This window comes from Streptomyces sp. AC602_WCS936 (assembly GCF_019049125.1).
Taxonomy (GTDB): domain Bacteria; phylum Actinomycetota; class Actinomycetes; order Streptomycetales; family Streptomycetaceae; genus Streptomyces.
In genome coordinates this window covers 49,177-65,901 of record NZ_JAGMUF010000126.1, presented here as the reverse complement: position 1 = coordinate 65,901, position 16,725 = coordinate 49,177, and the positions used below count along the sequence as shown (strand labels likewise).

Below are 16,725 nucleotides of genomic sequence, written 5' to 3'. Positions count from 1 at the left end.
CCGAAGTTCCGGTGAACCGGCCGAACTGGCCGAACCGGCACCGGAAGGCCCCTCAGTAGCTGCCGATCTCCACCCTCGGCGGCCCGTCGTGCCACGTGCAGAAGACCGACACCCGGTCCGCGCCCGAGGTGAACTGCACCCGGATCCACGACTCCGTCTTCCACACCTGCATCGACCAGCCCGCCCCCGGCGTCGCCGACACCAGGGACGCGGACGACGTACCGAGGTCGAAGACCGCGCGGCCCCCGTCGGTGTCGTAGCTCCTGACCCGGCCGGACGTCGCGGGCGCGGGACTCGTCGGTTCCTCGGGCGGCGCGGTGGACGGCGCGGTCCGTGACGGAGCGGGGCCGGGCTCGCGGGGCGTTCCGCTCGGCGTCGGCGACGCGCTGCCCGACGGCGAGGGCGACGGCCGGCTGGTGGACGACGCGAGGGACTCCCCGCCGTCACTCTCGCCGTCGTCGTCCTCCCCGTCCCGGACGCTCGCGTCGGCCGCCGTGATGGGCAGCGCGCGGGGGGCGTCGTAGGCCGTGCCCGCCATCACCGTGTGGACGCCCCACCACGACAGGGTGACCGCGGCGCCGGTGGCGAGCAGCCAGGCGATCACGTGGACGAGTCCTCTGCGCATCGCGGCCATACTGCCTCACCCGCCCCACGCGTGTCGCGCGAACGTGCTGTAACGCGGGCCCGGGGGAGTTGTCCACAGGCCCGCACCGGGCTTTCTCGCATGGCGTACGGTGCCGCCCATGGCAAGTGTGCTCGTGGTCGAGGACGACCAGTTCGTACGCTCGGCGCTCATCCGGCATCTGACCGACGCCTCGCACACCGTGCGCAGCGTCGGTACGGCACTGGAGGCGCTGCGCGAGGTCGCCCATTTCCGCTTCGACGTGGTGATCCTGGACCTCGGACTGCCCGACCTGGACGGCTCCGAGGCGCTGAAGATGCTGCGCGGCATCACCGACGTGCCGGTGATCGTCGCCACCGCCCGGGACGACGAGGCGGAGGTCGTACGGCTGTTGAACGCGGGCGCGGACGACTACCTGACCAAGCCGTTCTCTGTGGAGCACCTGTCGGCCCGGATGGGGGCCGTGCTGCGCCGGGCCCGGTCCGGTCCCGCGGAGGCGGCGCCTCAGACCGTGATCCGGGTCGGCGGGCTCACCGTCGACCCCCTGCGCCGCCAGGCCGAGTTGGACGGTGCCCGGCTCGACCTGACCCGTCGGGAGTTCGACCTGCTCGCCTTTCTGGCCGGACGGCCGGGAGTCGTCGTCCCGCGCAAGGAGTTGCTCGCCGAGGTCTGGCAGCAGTCCTACGGCGACGACCAGACCATCGACGTCCACCTGTCCTGGCTGCGGCGCAAGCTGGGCGAGACCGCGGCCCGGCCCCGCTATCTGCACACCCTGCGCGGTGTCGGCGTGAAGCTGGAGCCGCCCGCCGCCCCGGCTCCCGGTGCGGAGCCGCCACGATGAGGTGGGCCCTGGTCAAGGTGTCGCTGGCGGTCACCGCGATGGTCGTGGTCGCCTTCGCGGTCCCGCTCGGCCTGGTCATCCGCGAGATGGCCCGGGACCGCGCCTTCTCCAACGCCGAGCGCGAGGCCGCCGCCGTCGCCCCCGCGCTGTCCATCACCACCGACCGCGACCAGTTGGAGCGCGTCGTCGCCTCCGCGGGCTCCGACGCCGGAATGGCCGTGCACATACCGGGACTCGACGCGCGGACCGACGCCACCGACATCGGCCGGCAGCGCGCCACCGATCAGGACATCGCCGCAGTGCGCGAGATGGGCCGCGCCTCCACCACGGAGGTCGAGGGCGGTTCCACCCTGCTCCAGCCGGTCGCGCTCAGCTCCGGCGAGATCGCCGTCGTCGAGGTGTACGTCCCCGAGTCCGAGGTCACCAACGGCGTCGGCACGGCCTGGGCGGTGCTGGCCGCCGTCGGCGCCGCCCTGATCGTCGGCTCGGTCGCGGTCGCCGACCGGCTGGGCGTACGGATGGTGCAACCCGCGCAGCGCCTCGTCGAGGGCGCGCACGAACTGGGGGAGGGGAAGCTGGGCGCGCGGGTGCCGGAGGAGGGGCCGAACGAACTGCGGCTCGCGGCCGTCGCGTTCAACTCCATGGCCGACCAGGTGGTCCAGCTGCTGGCCAACGAACGGGAGCTGGCCGCCGACCTGTCCCACCGCCTGCGCACCCCGCTGACCGTGCTGCGGCTCAACGCGGCCTCGCTCGGCGACGGGCCGGCCGCCGACCAGACCCGGGCGGCCGTCGAGCAGTTGGAGCGCGAGGTCGACACGATCATCCGCACCGCCCGGGACGCCAAGCCGCAGACGGCCGCGGCCGGTCCCGGCGCCGGGTGCGACGCGGCGGAAGTGGTCCGGGAGCGGATGGTCTTCTGGTCCGCGCTCGCCGAGGACGAGGGCCGCAAGTGGCGGGTGGCCGGCGCCGACCGGCCGGTGCGCATACCCGTGGCCCGCGCCGACCTGGCCGCCTCCCTGGACGCCCTGCTCGGCAACGTCTTCCGGCACACCGCCGAGGGCGCGGCCTTCGCGGTCGACCTGCACAACGGCGAGGACGCGGTGATCGTCCTCGTGTCGGACGCGGGCCCCGGCATATCCGACCCTCAGGCGGCGATGGCCCGCGGCCGGGGTTCGGGCAGCGACGGGTCGACCGGGCTCGGCCTGGACATCGTGCGCCGGCTGGCGGAGTCGACCGGCGGCGACGTACGGATCGGCTCCTCCGTGCTGGGCGGCACCGAGGTGCGGATCTGGATCCAGCTGGACGGGCGGGCGGCACCGGAGCGGCGGCACGGACACCGCGGAAACGTGCGACGGCGCCGCAACCCCCGGCTGATCCCCTCCGTCAACCGGCCCCGATCTCTCCCTTGAGTCACCCTTGAGCCCACCCGGACATCGCCGACCTCCGCCCGGAACCGCCCCGTCGCTCCCCGGGCAGGGGCCTACTCGGCCGAGGCGTCGCCCTCCGCCGACTCCACCGGCGGCAGCGCCCCCGTGCGGGCCGCCCGCCCGTACCACAGGGCGCTCGACTTGGGCGTGCGCTGCTGGGAGACGTAGTCGACGTACACCGCGCCGAACCGCTTCTCGTAGCCGTACGCCCACTCGAAGTTGTCCAGCAGGGACCACAGGTAGTAGCCGCGCACGTCGGCGCCGTCCGCGATGGCCCGGCGGACGGCCTTGAGGTGACCGTCCAGGTAGGCGACCCGCTCGGGGTCGTGCACCGTGCCGTCGGCGCCGGGCTTGTCGTCGTAGGCGGCGCCGTTCTCGCTGATGTACAGCGGCAGGCCGGGCGCCTCCCGGTGGTAGCGCATGATCAACTCGTGCAGGCCGGTCGGGTCGACGCTCCAGCCCATCTCCGTACGCTCGCCCGGCGGTTGGTGGAAGGCCACGTCGTCAGCGGCGGGCCAGGGGGAGTGGTCGCTCTCGCCGTGGCCGTCGGCGCGCGGGGCGCGCGAGTCGGCGTCGGCGGCCGAGACGACGGTGGGCGTGTAGTAGTTGAGGCAGATGGCGTCGATGGGCTGGCGGATCTGCCCCAGGTCGCCGTCCTGGACGAACGACCAGTCGGTGACCGGCGCCGTCGCCTCCAGCAGGGTCCGCGGGTAGGCGCCGTGCAGGATCGGGCCGTGGAAGATGCCGCCGGACAGGTCGTCGATCTTCTGCGCGGCCGCCAGGTCCGCCGGGCTCTGCGACAGCGGCCGGACCACGGACGTGTTGAGGCTGATCGCCACCGAGTTGCGGGCCGGCATCACCGAACGCAGCGCCACGGTGCCCAGGCCGTGCGCCAGGTTCTGGTGGTGCGCGGCGCGCAGTGCGGCCGCCGGGTCGGTGCGGCCGGGGGCGTGCACGCCGGAGGCGTAGCCGAGGAAGGCGGCGCACCACGGCTCGTTGAGCGTGATCCACTGCTCCACGCGGTCGCCGAGCGCCTCGCCGACGATCTGCGCGTACTCGGCGAACCGGTACGCCGTGTCCCGTTCGGGCCAGCCGCCGGCGTCCTCCAGCTCCTGCGGCAGGTCCCAGTGGTAGAGGGTGACGGCCGGCTTGATCCCGGCGGCCAGCAGCTCGTCCACCAGGCGGCGGTAGAAGTCCAGGCCGCGCTGGACGGCGGGGCCGCGGCCGGTCGGCTGCACCCGGGGCCAGGAGATGGAGAAGCGGTAGGCGCCGAGCCCCAGCTCCTTCATCAGCGCCACGTCGTCGCGGTAGCGGTGGTAGTGGTCGACAGCGATGTCACCGGTGTCGCCGCCGGCCGTCTTCCCCGGCGTGTGGCTGAAGGTGTCCCAGATCGAGGGGGTGCGGCCGTCCTCCCGCACCGCGCCCTCGATCTGGTAGGCCGAGGTCGCGGCGCCCCAGAGGAAGGCAGGGGGGAAGGTCACCGGGGTCACCGGCGTTGCGGACTCAAGCATGGAAGCGCTCCCATAGAGGGGTCGTGGCGTGCCGCCCGGGTCGTGGGAGACCGGCGGGCGGTCGTGGAAGACCGACGGGCGGATCGTGGAAGACCGACGGGCGGATCGTGGAAGACCGACGGGCGGATCGTGGAAGACCGACGGGCGGATCGTGGAAGACCGACGGGTAGGAAGTACGAGGGGGGAAGGCGGGGCCGGGACGGCGGTGGCCCGGCCCCCGGGACGGCGTCAGCCCTTGGCGACGGACAGGTGTCAGCCCTTGACGGCGCCCTGCATGATGCCGCCCACGATCTGCTTGCCGAAGATCGCGAAGACCAGCAGCAGGGGCAGGGTGCCGAGCAGCGCGCCGCCCATGATCAGGGCCTGGTCCGGGGTGAAGCCGCGGCCGAGGCCCGCCACCGCCACCTGCACGGTCGGGTTGCCGTTCTGCGTCAGCACCAGGAACGGCCACAGGAAGTCGTTCCACACCTGTACGAAGATCAGCATGCCGAGGACGGCCATCGCGGGCCGGGCCGCCGGGAACACCACGTGCCACACCACGCGCCAGCTGCTCGCGCCGTCCACGCGGGCCGCCTCGATGATCTCGTCCGGCAGCGCCTGGAGCAGGTACTGCCGCATGAAGAACACACCGAACGCGCTGACCAGCGACGGGAAGATCACCGCCTGGAGCTGGTCGGTCCAGTCCAGCTTGGCCACCATCATGTACAGCGGGATGATGCTCAGCTGCGGCGGGATCATCATCGTGCCGACCACGATCAGCATCAGGGCGCTGCGGCCCCGGAACTTCAGCTTGGCGAAGGCGAAGCCGGCGATCGTCGACAGGAAGACGACGGTGACCGCCGAGATGCCCGCCACGATCGTGGTGTTGAGGATCGCCTCGCCCATGTTGGCGTCGGTCCAGGCGATCTCGATCTTGTCGAAGAGGTTGCCGCCGAACCAGAACGGCGGCGGCGTCTGGGCCAGGCGCTGGTTGTCGCGGGAGGCGGCGATCGCCGTCCACACCAGCGGGAACAGCGAGCCGATGGTGAACAGGGCGAGGATGATGTACGCGACGGGGCCGGCGTGCATCTGCCCGCCGGCGCGGGCCGACTTCGGCCGGCGGCTGCCTCGCCGGGGCGGCTCGGGCACCGGCTCGGCCGGGGGTTTGGTCAGGGTCGTCGTCACGGCCGGTTCTCCTTAACTACTGGCGCGCAGCCGGCGCGAGATGACGTAGTTGACGAGCCCGATCACGATGAGGATCAGGAACATCGTCCAGGCGATCGCGGAGGCGCGGCCCAGGTGCTGGTTGATCCAGCCCTGTTCGTACAGGTACAGGCCGAGCGTCTGGAACTGGTGCTGGGAGCCGCCGGAGGCGCCCTTGTTGGCGTCGAACAGCAGCGGCTCGCCGAACAGCTGCGAGGCGCCGATGGTCGACACGACGACCGTGAAGAGGATCGTGGGACGCAGCTGGGGCAGCGTGACGTGGATGAACTGCCGCCACCGGCTGGCACCGTCCAGCGCCGCCGACTCGTACAGGTCCTGCGGGATCGCCTGCATCGCCGCCAGGTAGATCAGCGCGTTGTAGCCGGTCCAGCGCCAGATGACGATCGACGAGACGGCTATCTGGGACGGCCACTTGTCGCTCTGCCAGTCGACCTTGTCCAGGCCGACCAGGTCGAGAGCCCAGTTGATCATGCCGTAGTCGCGGCCGAAGAGCAGCACGAAGACCAGCGACGCGGCAGCGATCGACGTCGCGTACGGCGCGAGCATCACGACGCGGTAGAACGTGGAGCCGCGCAGCTTGTAGTTGAGGATGTGCGCCAGGCCCATCGCCATCAGCAGCTGCGGCACCGTGGAGATGATGCCGATGGTCAGGGTGTTCTGCGCGGCGTTCCAGAAGAAGTCGTCGTCGAAGATCCTGGTGAAGTTGTCCAGGCCCGCCCACTCCATCTCGGTGGGCGCGGTCAGCTCCACCGTGTGCAGCGAGGCCCAGCCGGTGTAGAGCAGCGGGAACAGGCCGAAGGCGGCGAACAGCAGGAAGAACGGGGAGACGAACGCGTACGGGCTCCAGCGCAGGTCGCGCTGCCAGCGGCGGGAGAGCCGGGCCCGCTTCTTCGCCGCATCGGCGACGACCGCGTCACGGGGCGGTCCGCCCGGGGCCGCGCCCCCCTTCGCGGGGGGCGCGGCGGTGTCGTGCCGGGTGGTCATTCCGGTCACTTCTCCAGGTTGTTGTCGATGGTCTTGGTGGCGTTCTCCCAGGCCTCCTCGGGCGACTTGCCCTGGGTGACGAGGATGACGCCGTTGTCCGTCAGACCCTGCTGGATGATCTGGTCCTTCGGGCCGATCACCTGCGCCGGGATGGACTCGGCGGCCTTGGCGAAGATCGCACCGATCGGCGCGTCACCGGTCATCTCGTTCTTGGCGTCCGTCACCTGCGGCAGCTTGTACGCGGCCGGCGCGCTCGGGAAGCTGCCCTGCACGGCGAAGAGCTTGGCCTGCTGCTCCGGCGCGGTCAGCCAGGCGACGAACTTCTGCGCCTCCTCGACGTTCTTGCCGCTCTTGGGCACGCCCAGGAAGGAGCCGCCCCAGTTGCCGGACTTCGGCGCCGCGGCCACGTCCCACTGGCCGGCGGCCTCGGGCTGGGACTTGCCCTTGATGGTGCCGAGCATCCACGGCGGGCAGGCGACGGTGGCGAAGAGGTTGTTGGAGATGGTCTGTTCCCAGGCCGGCTGGAACTGGGTCTGCGCCTGGACCAGGTCCTTCTCGGCGGCCTCGGCGGTCAGGTCGAAGGCCTTCTTGACGGCGGGGTTGGTCTTGTAGATGACCTTGCCGGAGGCGTCGTAGAACTTCTCCTCCTCACTGCTGAGGATGGCGTTGATCAGGCCGCCGGGCGAGTCCATGAAGTAGGTGTCCTTGCCGGCACCCTTCTTGTACTTCTCGCCGGCCTCGATGAACTTGTTCCAGTCGCCCGCCCACAGCGCGCTGACCTCGTCGCGGTCGGTCGGCAGGCCGGCCTTCTCGAAGAGGTCCTTGCGGTAGCAGATGGCCATCGGGCCGATGTCGGTGCCGAGGCCGACCGCCTTGCCGTCCTTGGTGACGCCCTGCTTCCACTTCCAGTCCAGCCAGCTGCTGGGCTGCACGCCCTCGACCTTGGCCATGTCCACGAACTTGTCGGCCTGGGTCTCGACGACCTCGGCGATGTTGCCGACCTCGATGGCCTGGATGTCCTGGAGGCCGCTCTCGGTGGTGAGGTGGTTGACCAGAGCGGGGTAGTAGTTCTCGTTCCGCTCGGTGACCGTTTCCTCGATGTTGATGTCCGGGTTGAGCTTCTCGTACTCCTCGTAGAGCCCGGCCTCCTTGAAGCCCATGGTGCCGAACAGGCCGAGGGTGATGGTGGTCTTGCCGCTGCTGTCGCCCGACGACGAGCTGTCCTCGTCCTTGCCGTCGTCGGCACAGCCGGCCAGCAGCCCGGCGCCCAGCGACGCGATGGCCGCCACGACCACCGCCTTGCGGGCCGATCCTCTGCGTGCTGCTCGCATTGCGTCCTCCTGTTGCCCTGACGTGCCGACCCCCCGGCCAACTGCATGGTTGGACCCGCTGCTTCATGTCGTTCGTTCGTCGCTGCGGCTCGGGCGGGGAACGTGCGGGATGTGTAAGTGCCAGGTAGTGTGGGAGCGCTCCCACAAGTGATGTCTTGAAGAGTCGCGGCTCCGGGCGGGGGTGTCAAGGGAACGGACGCGACGAACTGCGTTCAGTTCATTTTCGCGAGGGATCCGGGGCCCGCGTCAGGGGAGGCTCGCGCCATAGTGTGGCGCAGCACGTAGTCCTGCGGCGCCGGTGTATCCGTTCGGTTGTGCGGTGGCTGCGTTTTCGTTGCCTGTCGGCCCGAGTCGTTGTCACTCGATGGGGTGGTGGGTGGGGAACGTGTGGCTGAGCGTTGCGAGTGTGTCTACGCTCGGTGATCGTGAAGCTGGTGGTGCAGGTCAAACTGGCGCCGACGCCCGTGCAGGCGGCGGCTCTGGTGGCGACCCTGCGCGCCTGCAACGAGGCGGCCACCTGGGCGAGCGAGGTGGCTTTCGAGCGGGGGGAGTTCAAAAACTTCGCCCTGCGCAGGCTCGTCTATGCGCAGGTGAAGTCGCGGTGGAGTCTGGGCGCGCAGGCGGCCCAGCATGTGATCAAGAAGACCTGTGACGCGTATGCCACGCTGAGGGCGAACCTGAAGGCGGGGCGACTGGGCCGTCCCGGCTCGGCACGTAACCGTCGCGCCACCGGAAAGCCTGTCGTCTTCCGTCCTCATGGTGCGCAGCCGTTCGACGACCGGATGCTCTCCTGGCAGATCACGGAGCGGACGGTGTCGGTGTGGACCACCGGCGGGCGCTTGAAGAACGTGGCCTTCACCGCCTCGCCGGAGCACCTGGCCACGCTCGCGCTGTACCGCAAGGGCGAGTCCGACCTCGTCCACCGGGACGGCATGTGGTTCTTGAACGCAACCTGCGAGGTCCCCGAAACACCCCTGAGCACGGACCCGGTGGACTTCCTCGGCATCGACCTCGGAATCGTGAACATCGCCACCACCTCGGACGGCGAGATCATGGCCGGACGCGCGCTCAACCGCATCCGGGCCCGTGAGCGCGGCCTGCGCGCCAAACTGCAGAAGAAGAACACCCCGTCCGCCAGGCGCAGGCTGAGGAAGCGTCGCCACAAGGAAGCGCGACGGGCCAGGGACATCAACCACAAGATCGCGAAGCATGTGGTGGCCGAGGCAGAACGCACCGGTCGCGGAATCGCCCTGGAGAACCTGACGGGCATCCGCGAACGGGTACGGCTTCGCAAGCCTGGGGGTACCTCCCACGCCTTTAGGGCAGTGGGGGAGGGCCACCCACTCCAGCTGGGCCTTCGCCCAGCTGGGCCAGTTCATCGCGTACAAGGCCCGCCGCGCCGGGGTACCCGTGGTGCACGTCGATCCGGCGTACACCTCCCGCACCTGCGCCGAGTGCGGCCACATCGACGAGGTGAACCGGGTCTGTCAGGCCCGGTTCGCGTGCCGGTCCTGCGGATTCGTTGATCACGCCGACCGGAACGGCTCCCGCAACATCCGCGCGAGGGCGTGGGAGTTGTGGGGACGCGGGGCCCCGTCAACGGCCCCTGCCCCACCCCCGCAACGGCGGGCCGGGGCTGGACGCAAACGCAGCATCACCGCCAGTGGTGCGCCGTCGTGCAAGCCCGGGAATTCAGGGCCGGGTAATTGACTTATCTGCCTGTTGACCGGACGCCGGGAACGGCGCGGAAGGCCCTCCGTACGGCGGGTGGCGGTCCGGAGCCGGTCATTACACCCGACCGGCCTGTTAAATTCCAGGCCAGCCGCAGAGTGCGGGGGTGTCGACGGGAGGCGGAGCCGATGGCAGGCCACGGAGTGCGTGGGCGGAGCGGTGGCCGGCCCACCCTCGAAGAGGTGGCGGCACGGGCGGGCGTCGGCCGCGGCACGGTGTCCCGGGTGATCAACGGCTCGCCCCGGGTGAGCGACGCGACCCGGGCGGCCGTCGAGGCGGCGGTCGCGGAACTCGGCTACGTCCCGAACACGGCGGCCCGCGCGCTGGCCGCCAACCGCACGGACGCGATCGCGCTGGTCGTGCCCGAACCGGAGACCCGCTTCTTCGCGGAACCGTACTTCTCGGACATGCTCAAGGGGGTCGGGGCGGAGCTGTCCGAGACCGAGATGCAGCTGCTGCTGATCTTCGCGGGCAGCGACCGCGAACGGCGGCGGCTCGCCCAGTACCTGGCCGCGCACCGCGTGGACGGCGTCCTGCTGGTCTCCGTGCACGCCGACGACCCGCTGCCCGACATGCTGTCCCAGCTGGAGATCCCCGCGGTGATCAGCGGCCCGCGCTCGGCCGCGGAGTCGCTCGCGTCGGTGGACTCGGACAACTTCGCCGGCGCCCGCTCGGCCGTCGAGCACCTGCTCTCCCGCGGACGCCGCAGCATCGCGCACATCACCGGCCGCCTCGACGTCTACGGCGCCCAGCGGCGCGTCGACGGCTACCGCGCGGCCCTGCGCGACGCCGGCCACGCGGTGGACGAGCAGCTGATCGAGGCGGGCGACTTCACCGAGGAGGGCGGCCGCCGAGCCATGGCGGAACTGCTGCGCCGCCGCCCCGGCCTGGACGCCGTCTTCGCCGGCTCGGACGTCACCGCGGCCGGCGCCCGCCAGGTGCTGCGCGAGGCGGGCCGGAGCATCCCGGGCGACGTGGCGCTGGTCGGCTACGACGACTCGGCCATCGCCCGCCACATGGAGCCGCCGCTCACCAGTGTCCGCCAGCCCATCGAGGAGATGGGCCGCGCGATGATAGACCTCCTGCTGACCGAGATCGCGGACCGCCGCCCGGCGGCGTCCCGGGGGCTGGACCGGCACCAGGTGGTGCTGCCGACGGAGCTGGTGGAGCGGGCGTCGTCATAGCCCGTCCGGGCCCGTCGTCGTCAGGGGCGGCGCAGCACCGTCGCCTCCGCGCCCCAGCCCAGGGCGACGACCCGTTCGACGTGCCAGCCCGCCCGTGCGGCGAGGGCCGCGAGGGCGGCGGAGTCGCGCAGGGGGCTGCCGGTCGCGGCGTAGGCGTGCAGGGCCGCCTCGGCCGCGTGCGGGCTCAGGTTGTCGGGGCGGGACGACTCGACGAGGACCACCCTCGGGGCCCAGCCGGCGAGGCGCGCCAGGAGCTCTGCCGCCTCGTCGTCGGTGCGATGGGCGAGGGCCTTGGCCGCGACCGCGACGTCGGCGGGTCCCGCCGTCCAGTCGATCCGCTCCGGTGACGGGACCGAGGCGCGCAGTACGGCGGCAGGTACGTCGTCCTCCGCGACCCGCAGCCGGGGCCGGTGCCCGGCGTCGTCGAGGGCGGCGGCGACGGACGCGCTGCCGGGCCCGGTGAGCAGGCAGGTCCCCACGCCCTCCCACAGGGGATCGGCGGTCAGGCCGTTCAGCAGGAACACCAACTGCTCGCACCCCTCGACCAGTTCGCCGTAGCGTTCCGCGTCGCGGGTCACCGTGGCGTGGAGCGTGCGGCCCGAGGCCCGCTGCCAGGGCGAGGTGCCGTCCCGCAGCGCGGGGGCGAGTTCGGCGAGCGCGAGCAGCAGCTCCGCCTCCTGGCCGTCGTACTCCTCGCGCTCGTGGTCGTCGAGCAGTTCCTCGCCCGCCGCGCCGAGCCGCAGGCCGTCCGTGTCGCCGACGACCACACCGTGCGCGGTGAGCAGGGGCAGCAGTACGCCGATCCCCGGCTCGGGCACGCCCGTCCGCGCCGCGAGCGCGCCGAGGGGGAGGCCCGGCGCGTCGGCGATCGCGTCGACCAGACCGAGCTGCAGCGCGGCCCGCGCGACCAGCCAGGGCACCGGCGACGGAATCCGCCCGTGCTCCGGTGCGGGCCCCTCATCCGCCGGGGCCGGTGCGGTGGGCTCCTCGCGGTGCCAGTAACCCGTGATGTCCATCCGCTCCTTGGGCAGCTTCCGTTCGCGCCGCAGGTACCGGCGTACGGGCAGCAGCGCCCGGCTCTCCGCCGCCGCCCAGGCGTACCCCTCGCCGTCGGGCGCCGGCAGTTGTCGCACCGCGGCCTCCAGCGCCGCCGCGTCACCGGGCGGGGCGACCACCCAGGTGAGCGTGTCGCCCTCGCGCACCGCCAGTTCCTGGCGGGCCGAGTCGTCGGAGACGGTGACCAGGACGTGGGCCGGGGCGTCGACCGGGCGTTCGTCGAGGAAGCGGCCGATCGCGGGCAGCGCGGTCTCGTCGCCGATGAGCCAGATCCAGTCCAGTCGCTCCGGCAGCCGCAGCGACGACTTGGGGCCGACGAACCACAGCTCGTCGCCCTCCCGCGCCGACGCCGCCCAGGAGGTCGCCGGTCCGTCGCCGTGCACCACGAAGTCCAGGTCCAGCTCGCCCGCCTCGGCGTCCACCCGCCGGGGCGTGTAGTCGCGGGTCAGCCGGTTCTCGGCCGGTGTCCACTCGATGCCGTGCGGCAACTGGGCGGGGAGTGCCGCGCCGATGTCACCGTCGGAGGCGAGGATCACCTTGATGTGGTCGTCGAACCCGGGGGCCAGGAAGGCGGGGTGGTCGTACCCGTCGCGGGTGAACGGAGCCAGTTGCTCGCCGCCCAGGACGACGCGCCGCATCCGGGGCGTCACGTCGGTCACGCGGCGCACGGTGACCCGGCGCAGGACGAGGGGGTGTGTGGTGTACGCGCGTTGGGCGGGCATCAGGCGAACTGCTCCTCGATGATGTCCAGCAGGGCCATCGACTCGTCGTAGTCGCCGCGCAGCACCCAGTACGGCAGGTCGTAGGCGTGGTTCGACTTGAAGGCGGGCAGTGCCCCGTAGACGGGGTTCTTCTTCAGCGTGGCGACGTCGGTGGTGTCGGCGTTGAAGCCCATCACGAAGACCGACGGCTGGGTGATGGTCTGGCCGGCCTTCTCCGTCGACAGCTCGAACATGTCGCCGCCCCCGCCGTACACCTTGAATCCGCCCTCGGCGAAGACCGGTGCCGGCTCGATGCCGACCTTCTTGAACTCCACCGGCAGGCCCACGCTCTCCACCAGCCCGTACGCGGTGCCGTCGCCGGTGAAGGCCAGGAAGGACACCGGGCCGGGCGGGGGAGTGATCGCCTCCTTCACCTCGGCGATCCGCTTGTCGTAGGTGGCCACGTGCTCGTCGTAGACGTCCTTCTTGCCGAACACGTCGCCGGCGAGGAAGGAGAACTGGCTGCGCCAGTCGCCGAGCTTCTTGCCGACCAGCACCGTCGGCGCGATGTCGGAGAGGTCGTCGTACACCTTCTCCGCCTGGAAGAGCGGGAAGCCGATGCCGCCGCCGACGATGAGGTCGGGCTCCAGCTTCAGGATGGCCTCCAGGTCGAAGCCGTCGACGCTCCACGGCAGGAACTCGGTCCCGTCCTCCTTCGCCTCCTTCGCCCAGTACGGGGAGAACTCGCCCTTGCCGTCGGCGTCCTCGGGGATCGTCGCGGTCACCGGCACGTCGAGGTCGTAGAGGTATCCGGCGAGCGCGTGGTTCAGCACGACCACCCGCTTCGGCTCGGTGGGCACCTTCACCTCGCCGTAGTCGGTCTGGACGGTACGGGTCTTCGCGGCGGACGCCTTGTCCCCGTCGCCCGTCGAGTCGGAGGCCGCGCAGCCGGTGAGGGCCAGCGCGGCGACGAGCGCGACGGCGAGCAGGCGGGCAGGAGCAAGCATGGGACCTCACGTGACTGGGCAGGCTCGACTGTTCGAGACCGTTGGGTAAGGTGAGGCTAACCTCGCTGGTTCCGGGGCGTCGATCCGAGTGCGACACCACTGGTGACGGACGCGACACATCGCAGGTACGGGAGGCACGCTTGCCGGTGACATCCCTCGGCACCGTGGTCGCCGAGAACGCCATCCGTTTTCTCGGTCACGACACGCACCACCACGACGAGCCGCACCTCGTCTACGTCGTGACCGGCTCCGCGTGTCTGCTCGCCGACGGCGAGGAGTGGCGGCTCGGGCGGCAGGAGGCCCTGTGGCTCGCGCCGCGCGTGCCGCACGCGCTGCGCATCGAGCCCGGCGGGATGGCGCTCGGACCCACCCTCACCCCGGATGACCTGCCCCGACGCCGCGTCCAGCCGCTCGGGGTGGTGCCCGCGATCACCGAGGTGATGACCACCGCGCTCGGCGCGGCACCGGGCACGACGGCCGAGGTCGAGCCGTTCCGGCGGGCGCTCGGCCGGGTGCTGCGGGGCATCTCCCGGCAGTACTTCCCGGTGGTGCTCCCCACCCACCCGGTGGTCCGCGCGCTCGCCCGCGAGGCATTGCGCACCCCGTCGGCGACCCTGGAGGACCTCGCCGCACGGCACCGGATGAGCCCTCGTCAGGTGCAGCGGGTCGTCCTCGACGAGACCGGACTGCCCTTCACACGGTGGCGGAACCGGGCCAGGATGAACGCCGCCGTCGAGCACATCCTCGGCGGCGGCGAACTGACGGCGGCGGCCCGGGCGGCCGGCTACGCCACCCGGACCGGACTGCTGCGCGCGCTCAGCCGTGAGTCCGGGATACCGGTGGGTGCGCTCACGGCGGACGCGGTGGGCGCGCTCGGCGGGCGCTGAGGCGGGCCGGACGGCACGAGACGTCGGTCCGGACAGTACGAGTCACCGACCACTCACGGCGCTCCGGGCCGTCCGGGTGGGCGGGCGGATCAGGCAAGTCGAACGGGAAGAGGCGAGATGGGACAGGCGCTTGCGACGCGGGCCGCGCCCCCGCCGGTGCGGCCGGCGCGTCCGGCGACGCGCCGGCTCCTCGGTCTCGGCGCCGCCGCCTGCGTGCTCCTCGCGGCGGTGGTGCTGAGCGTCGCGGTCGGCTCGGCGATGCTGCCGCCGGACGTGGTGTGGCAGGCGCTCACCGCGCCCGACGGCTCGGCCTCGCACGCCACGGTCGGCGACGCCCGCGTCGACCGCACCGTGCTGGGGCTCCTCGTCGGTGTCTGCCTGGGGGTCGCGGGAGCGCTCATCCAGGCGCTCACCCGCAATCCGCTCGCCGACCCCGGGGTCCTCGGCGTCAACGCCGGGGCGGGCTTCGCCGTCACCCTGGGCGTGGCCCTCTTCGGCGTGACGCGCATCGAGCAGTACCTGCCCTTCGCGTTCGCCGGGGCGATCGCCGGTTCGGTGGTGGTCTTCCTCGCCGCGAGCGGCGGCCGGGGCGGTTCGTCGCCGCTGCGTCTGACTCTCGTCGGGGTGGCGTTCACGGCGGTGCTGTCCGGTATCTCCCAGACCCTCGCGCTGATCGACACGGAGACCTTCGACCGCATGAGGTTCTGGGGAGCGGGCACCGTCACCGACCGTCCGGCGGGCACCGCCGCGGCGATCGCGCCCTTCGTCCTGGCCGGGCTGCTGGCCGCCGTCTGCTGCGCACGCCCGCTCAACGCGATCGCGCTCGGCGACGACGCCGCGCGGGCCGTCGGCCTGCGGGTCGGGGCGACCCGGGCCGGTGTCGTGATCGCGGTGACGGTGCTGTGCGGCGCGGCGACGGCCGCGGCCGGCCCCTTGATGTTCGTCGGCCTCATGGTGCCGCACGCCGTGCGGTGGCTCACCGGACCGGACTGGCGCTGGATCCTCGCCTACTGCGCCGTCCTGGCACCGGCGATCGTGCTGGTCGCGGACGTCCTGGGCCGGCTGATCGTGATCCCGGCCGAGTTGCCGGTCGGCGTCGTGTTGCCGCTCATCGGCGCGCCGGTGCTGATCTGGCTGGCCCGCGGGCGACGGGCGAGGGCGCTGTGAGCGGGGTGCTCGTCCTCAGGGCGGGGCCGCTGAGCCTGCGCCTGACCCGCCGCGCGGTCGTCGTGTGCGCCCTGCTGTGGGCCGCGCTGATCGCGCTGGCCGCGTGGGCCTTCACCCTGGGCAGCTACCCGCTGAGCCTCGGTGACCTGAGCGCCGTACTGACGGGCACCGCCGGGAACAGCGTCCGCACGGTGGTGCTGGAGTGGCGGGCCCCGCGCATCGTCGCCGCCGTGCTGTTCGGGGCCGCCCTCGCCGTGGGCGGCGCGATCTTCCAGTCCCTCACCCGCAACCCGCTGGGCAGCCCCGACGTGATCGGCTTCACGACCGGCTCGTACACCGGTGTCGTCCTCACCCTCCTGGCGGGCGCGACCGGCTACTCGGCGCTCGCCGGGGGCGCGCTGGTCGGCGGGCTCATCACCGCTTTCGGCGTGTACATGCTGGCATTCCGGCGGGGGGTGCAGGGCTTCCGGCTGATCATCGTGGGCATCGCGGTCGGTGCGCTGCTCTCCTCGGTGAACACCTGGTTCTCGGTGAAGGCCGACGTGGACACCGCGCTGCGGGCCGCCGTGTGGGGCGCCGGTTCGCTGGGCGCCGTCGACTGGCCGGCCGTCGCGACGGCAGCCGTGGTGCTGGCGGGGGTCGCGGTGGCGGCGCCGGTGGCGCAGCGCAGGATGCGGCGGCTCGAACTCGGCGACGACACGGCGGCGATGCTCGGTGTGGCGGTGGAGCGTACGAAGCTCCTGCTGGTCGTCCTCGGTGTGGTGGCGACGGCCGCGGTGACCGCCGCGTGCGGTCCGATCGCCTTCGTCGCCCTGGCGGCCCCGCAGATCGCGCGCCGCCTCACCGGCCACGGCACCTCCGTCGACCTCGCCGGCTCGGCACTGGTCGGCGCGCTGCTGCTGCTCGGCGCCGACCTCGCGGCCCAGCACGCGATCCCGGGCGTGCTGCTGCCGACCGGCGCGGTCACCGTGTGCGTGGGCGGGGCGTATCTGCTGGTGCTGCTGGTGCGGGAGAGCCGCCGGGGGTCCTAGAACCCCCGGCCGGGCGTCGGCGGGCGGGCCCGGAACGCCGAC

13 protein-coding genes and 1 pseudogene are annotated in these 16,725 nt (G+C 72.2%); 7 read left to right on the top strand and 7 right to left on the bottom strand.

The annotated features are described in order from the left end of the window. Positions 1-52: 52 nt before the first annotated feature. Positions 53-625, bottom strand: coding sequence for a hypothetical protein (locus tag KUM03_RS33845; protein WP_217254396.1), 573 nt, complete (start codon positions 623-625; stop codon positions 53-55). 118 nt (positions 626-743) lie between these two features. Here KUM03_RS33845 and KUM03_RS33840 point away from each other — a divergent pair, with 118 nt between their 5' ends. Both KUM03_RS33840 and KUM03_RS33835 read left to right on the top strand, forming a co-directional pair. Continuing rightward, positions 744-1,463 carry a response regulator transcription factor gene (locus KUM03_RS33840; protein ID WP_217254395.1) on the top strand — a complete coding sequence of 240 codons (720 nt, stop codon included), beginning with the start codon at positions 744-746 and terminating at the stop codon, positions 1,461-1,463. Then, positions 1,460-2,872 (top strand): HAMP domain-containing sensor histidine kinase, encoded by a 1,413-nt coding sequence (locus tag KUM03_RS33835; RefSeq protein WP_217254394.1) that lies wholly within the window; start codon positions 1,460-1,462, stop codon positions 2,870-2,872. Before KUM03_RS33840 ends, KUM03_RS33835 begins: the two co-directional genes overlap by 4 nt. A gap of 71 nt (positions 2,873-2,943) precedes the next feature. On the opposite strand, the gene KUM03_RS33830 is transcribed toward KUM03_RS33835, so the two are convergent. The 4 genes from KUM03_RS33830 to KUM03_RS33815 all read right to left on the bottom strand — a co-directional run bounded on the left by KUM03_RS33830 (position 2,944) and on the right by KUM03_RS33815 (position 7,919). Beyond that, positions 2,944-4,401 carry a GH1 family beta-glucosidase gene (locus tag KUM03_RS33830; protein ID WP_217254393.1) on the bottom strand — a complete coding sequence of 486 codons (1,458 nt, stop codon included), beginning with the start codon at positions 4,399-4,401 and terminating at the stop codon, positions 2,944-2,946. A gap of 252 nt (positions 4,402-4,653) precedes the next feature. Further along, positions 4,654-5,565 (bottom strand): carbohydrate ABC transporter permease, encoded by a 912-nt coding sequence (locus KUM03_RS33825; RefSeq protein ID WP_217254392.1) that lies wholly within the window; start codon positions 5,563-5,565, stop codon positions 4,654-4,656. A 12-nt stretch (positions 5,566-5,577) separates the two neighbouring features. Next, a complete protein-coding gene (locus tag KUM03_RS33820) occupies positions 5,578-6,588 on the bottom strand; it encodes a carbohydrate ABC transporter permease (RefSeq protein WP_217254391.1) in 1,011 nt (336 codons plus the stop codon). A gap of 5 nt (positions 6,589-6,593) precedes the next feature. Next, a complete protein-coding gene (locus KUM03_RS33815) occupies positions 6,594-7,919 on the bottom strand; it encodes an ABC transporter substrate-binding protein (RefSeq protein WP_217254390.1) in 1,326 nt (441 codons plus the stop codon). 425 nt (positions 7,920-8,344) lie between these two features. On the opposite strand from KUM03_RS33815, the pseudogene KUM03_RS33810 reads away from it, so the two are divergent. Both KUM03_RS33810 and KUM03_RS33805 read left to right on the top strand, forming a co-directional pair. After that, positions 8,345-9,629 (top strand): annotated as a pseudogene (locus KUM03_RS33810) (RNA-guided endonuclease InsQ/TnpB family protein). A gap of 149 nt (positions 9,630-9,778) precedes the next feature. Further along, a complete protein-coding gene (locus KUM03_RS33805) occupies positions 9,779-10,834 on the top strand; it encodes a LacI family DNA-binding transcriptional regulator (protein WP_217254389.1) in 1,056 nt (351 codons plus the stop codon). Between the two features lie 20 nt (positions 10,835-10,854). Here the strand turns inward: KUM03_RS33805 and KUM03_RS33800 are convergent, their stop codons facing one another. Continuing rightward, complete coding sequence (locus tag KUM03_RS33800; RefSeq protein WP_217254388.1) at positions 10,855-12,612, bottom strand: siderophore-interacting protein; 1,758 nt, start codon at positions 12,610-12,612, stop codon at positions 10,855-10,857. Then, on the bottom strand, positions 12,612-13,598 hold the full coding sequence (locus KUM03_RS33795) for an ABC transporter substrate-binding protein (RefSeq protein ID WP_217254387.1): 987 nt from the start codon (positions 13,596-13,598) through the stop codon (positions 12,612-12,614). The genes KUM03_RS33800 and KUM03_RS33795 overlap by 1 nt, the downstream gene beginning before the upstream one ends. 140 nt (positions 13,599-13,738) lie before the next feature. Between KUM03_RS33795 and KUM03_RS33790 the strand changes: the two genes are divergently transcribed. The 3 genes from KUM03_RS33790 (at position 13,739) to KUM03_RS33780 (ending at position 16,683) form a co-directional block, all read left to right on the top strand. Then, entirely contained in the window at positions 13,739-14,485 is a 747-nt protein-coding gene (locus KUM03_RS33790; protein WP_217254386.1) for an AraC family transcriptional regulator, read from the top strand. A 117-nt stretch (positions 14,486-14,602) separates the two neighbouring features. After that, positions 14,603-15,652 (top strand): iron chelate uptake ABC transporter family permease subunit, encoded by a 1,050-nt coding sequence (locus KUM03_RS33785; RefSeq protein WP_217254385.1) that lies wholly within the window; start codon positions 14,603-14,605, stop codon positions 15,650-15,652. Beyond that, on the top strand, positions 15,649-16,683 hold the full coding sequence (locus KUM03_RS33780; RefSeq protein WP_217254384.1) for an iron chelate uptake ABC transporter family permease subunit: 1,035 nt from the start codon (positions 15,649-15,651) through the stop codon (positions 16,681-16,683). The genes KUM03_RS33785 and KUM03_RS33780 overlap by 4 nt, the downstream gene beginning before the upstream one ends. Positions 16,684-16,725 lie beyond the last annotated feature (42 nt).

What these genes read in the sequence shown, in the direction of transcription:
- KUM03_RS33845 (WP_217254396.1), bottom strand. Translation starts at nt 625, where the DNA reads ATGCGCAGAGGACTCGTCCACGTGATCGCCTGGCTGCTCGCCACCGGC.
- KUM03_RS33840 (WP_217254395.1), top strand. Translation starts at nt 744, where the DNA reads ATGGCAAGTGTGCTCGTGGTCGAGGACGACCAGTTCGTACGCTCGGCG.
- KUM03_RS33835 (WP_217254394.1), top strand. Translation starts at nt 1,460, where the DNA reads ATGAGGTGGGCCCTGGTCAAGGTGTCGCTGGCGGTCACCGCGATGGTC.
- KUM03_RS33830 (WP_217254393.1), bottom strand. Translation starts at nt 4,401, where the DNA reads ATGCTTGAGTCCGCAACGCCGGTGACCCCGGTGACCTTCCCCCCTGCC.
- KUM03_RS33820 (WP_217254391.1), bottom strand. Translation starts at nt 6,588, where the DNA reads ATGACCACCCGGCACGACACCGCCGCGCCCCCCGCGAAGGGGGGCGCG.
- KUM03_RS33815 (WP_217254390.1), bottom strand. Translation starts at nt 7,919, where the DNA reads ATGCGAGCAGCACGCAGAGGATCGGCCCGCAAGGCGGTGGTCGTGGCG.
- KUM03_RS33805 (WP_217254389.1), top strand. Translation starts at nt 9,779, where the DNA reads ATGGCAGGCCACGGAGTGCGTGGGCGGAGCGGTGGCCGGCCCACCCTC.
- KUM03_RS33800 (WP_217254388.1), bottom strand. Translation starts at nt 12,612, where the DNA reads ATGCCCGCCCAACGCGCGTACACCACACACCCCCTCGTCCTGCGCCGG.
- KUM03_RS33795 (WP_217254387.1), bottom strand. Translation starts at nt 13,598, where the DNA reads ATGCTTGCTCCTGCCCGCCTGCTCGCCGTCGCGCTCGTCGCCGCGCTG.
- KUM03_RS33785 (WP_217254385.1), top strand. Translation starts at nt 14,603, where the DNA reads ATGGGACAGGCGCTTGCGACGCGGGCCGCGCCCCCGCCGGTGCGGCCG.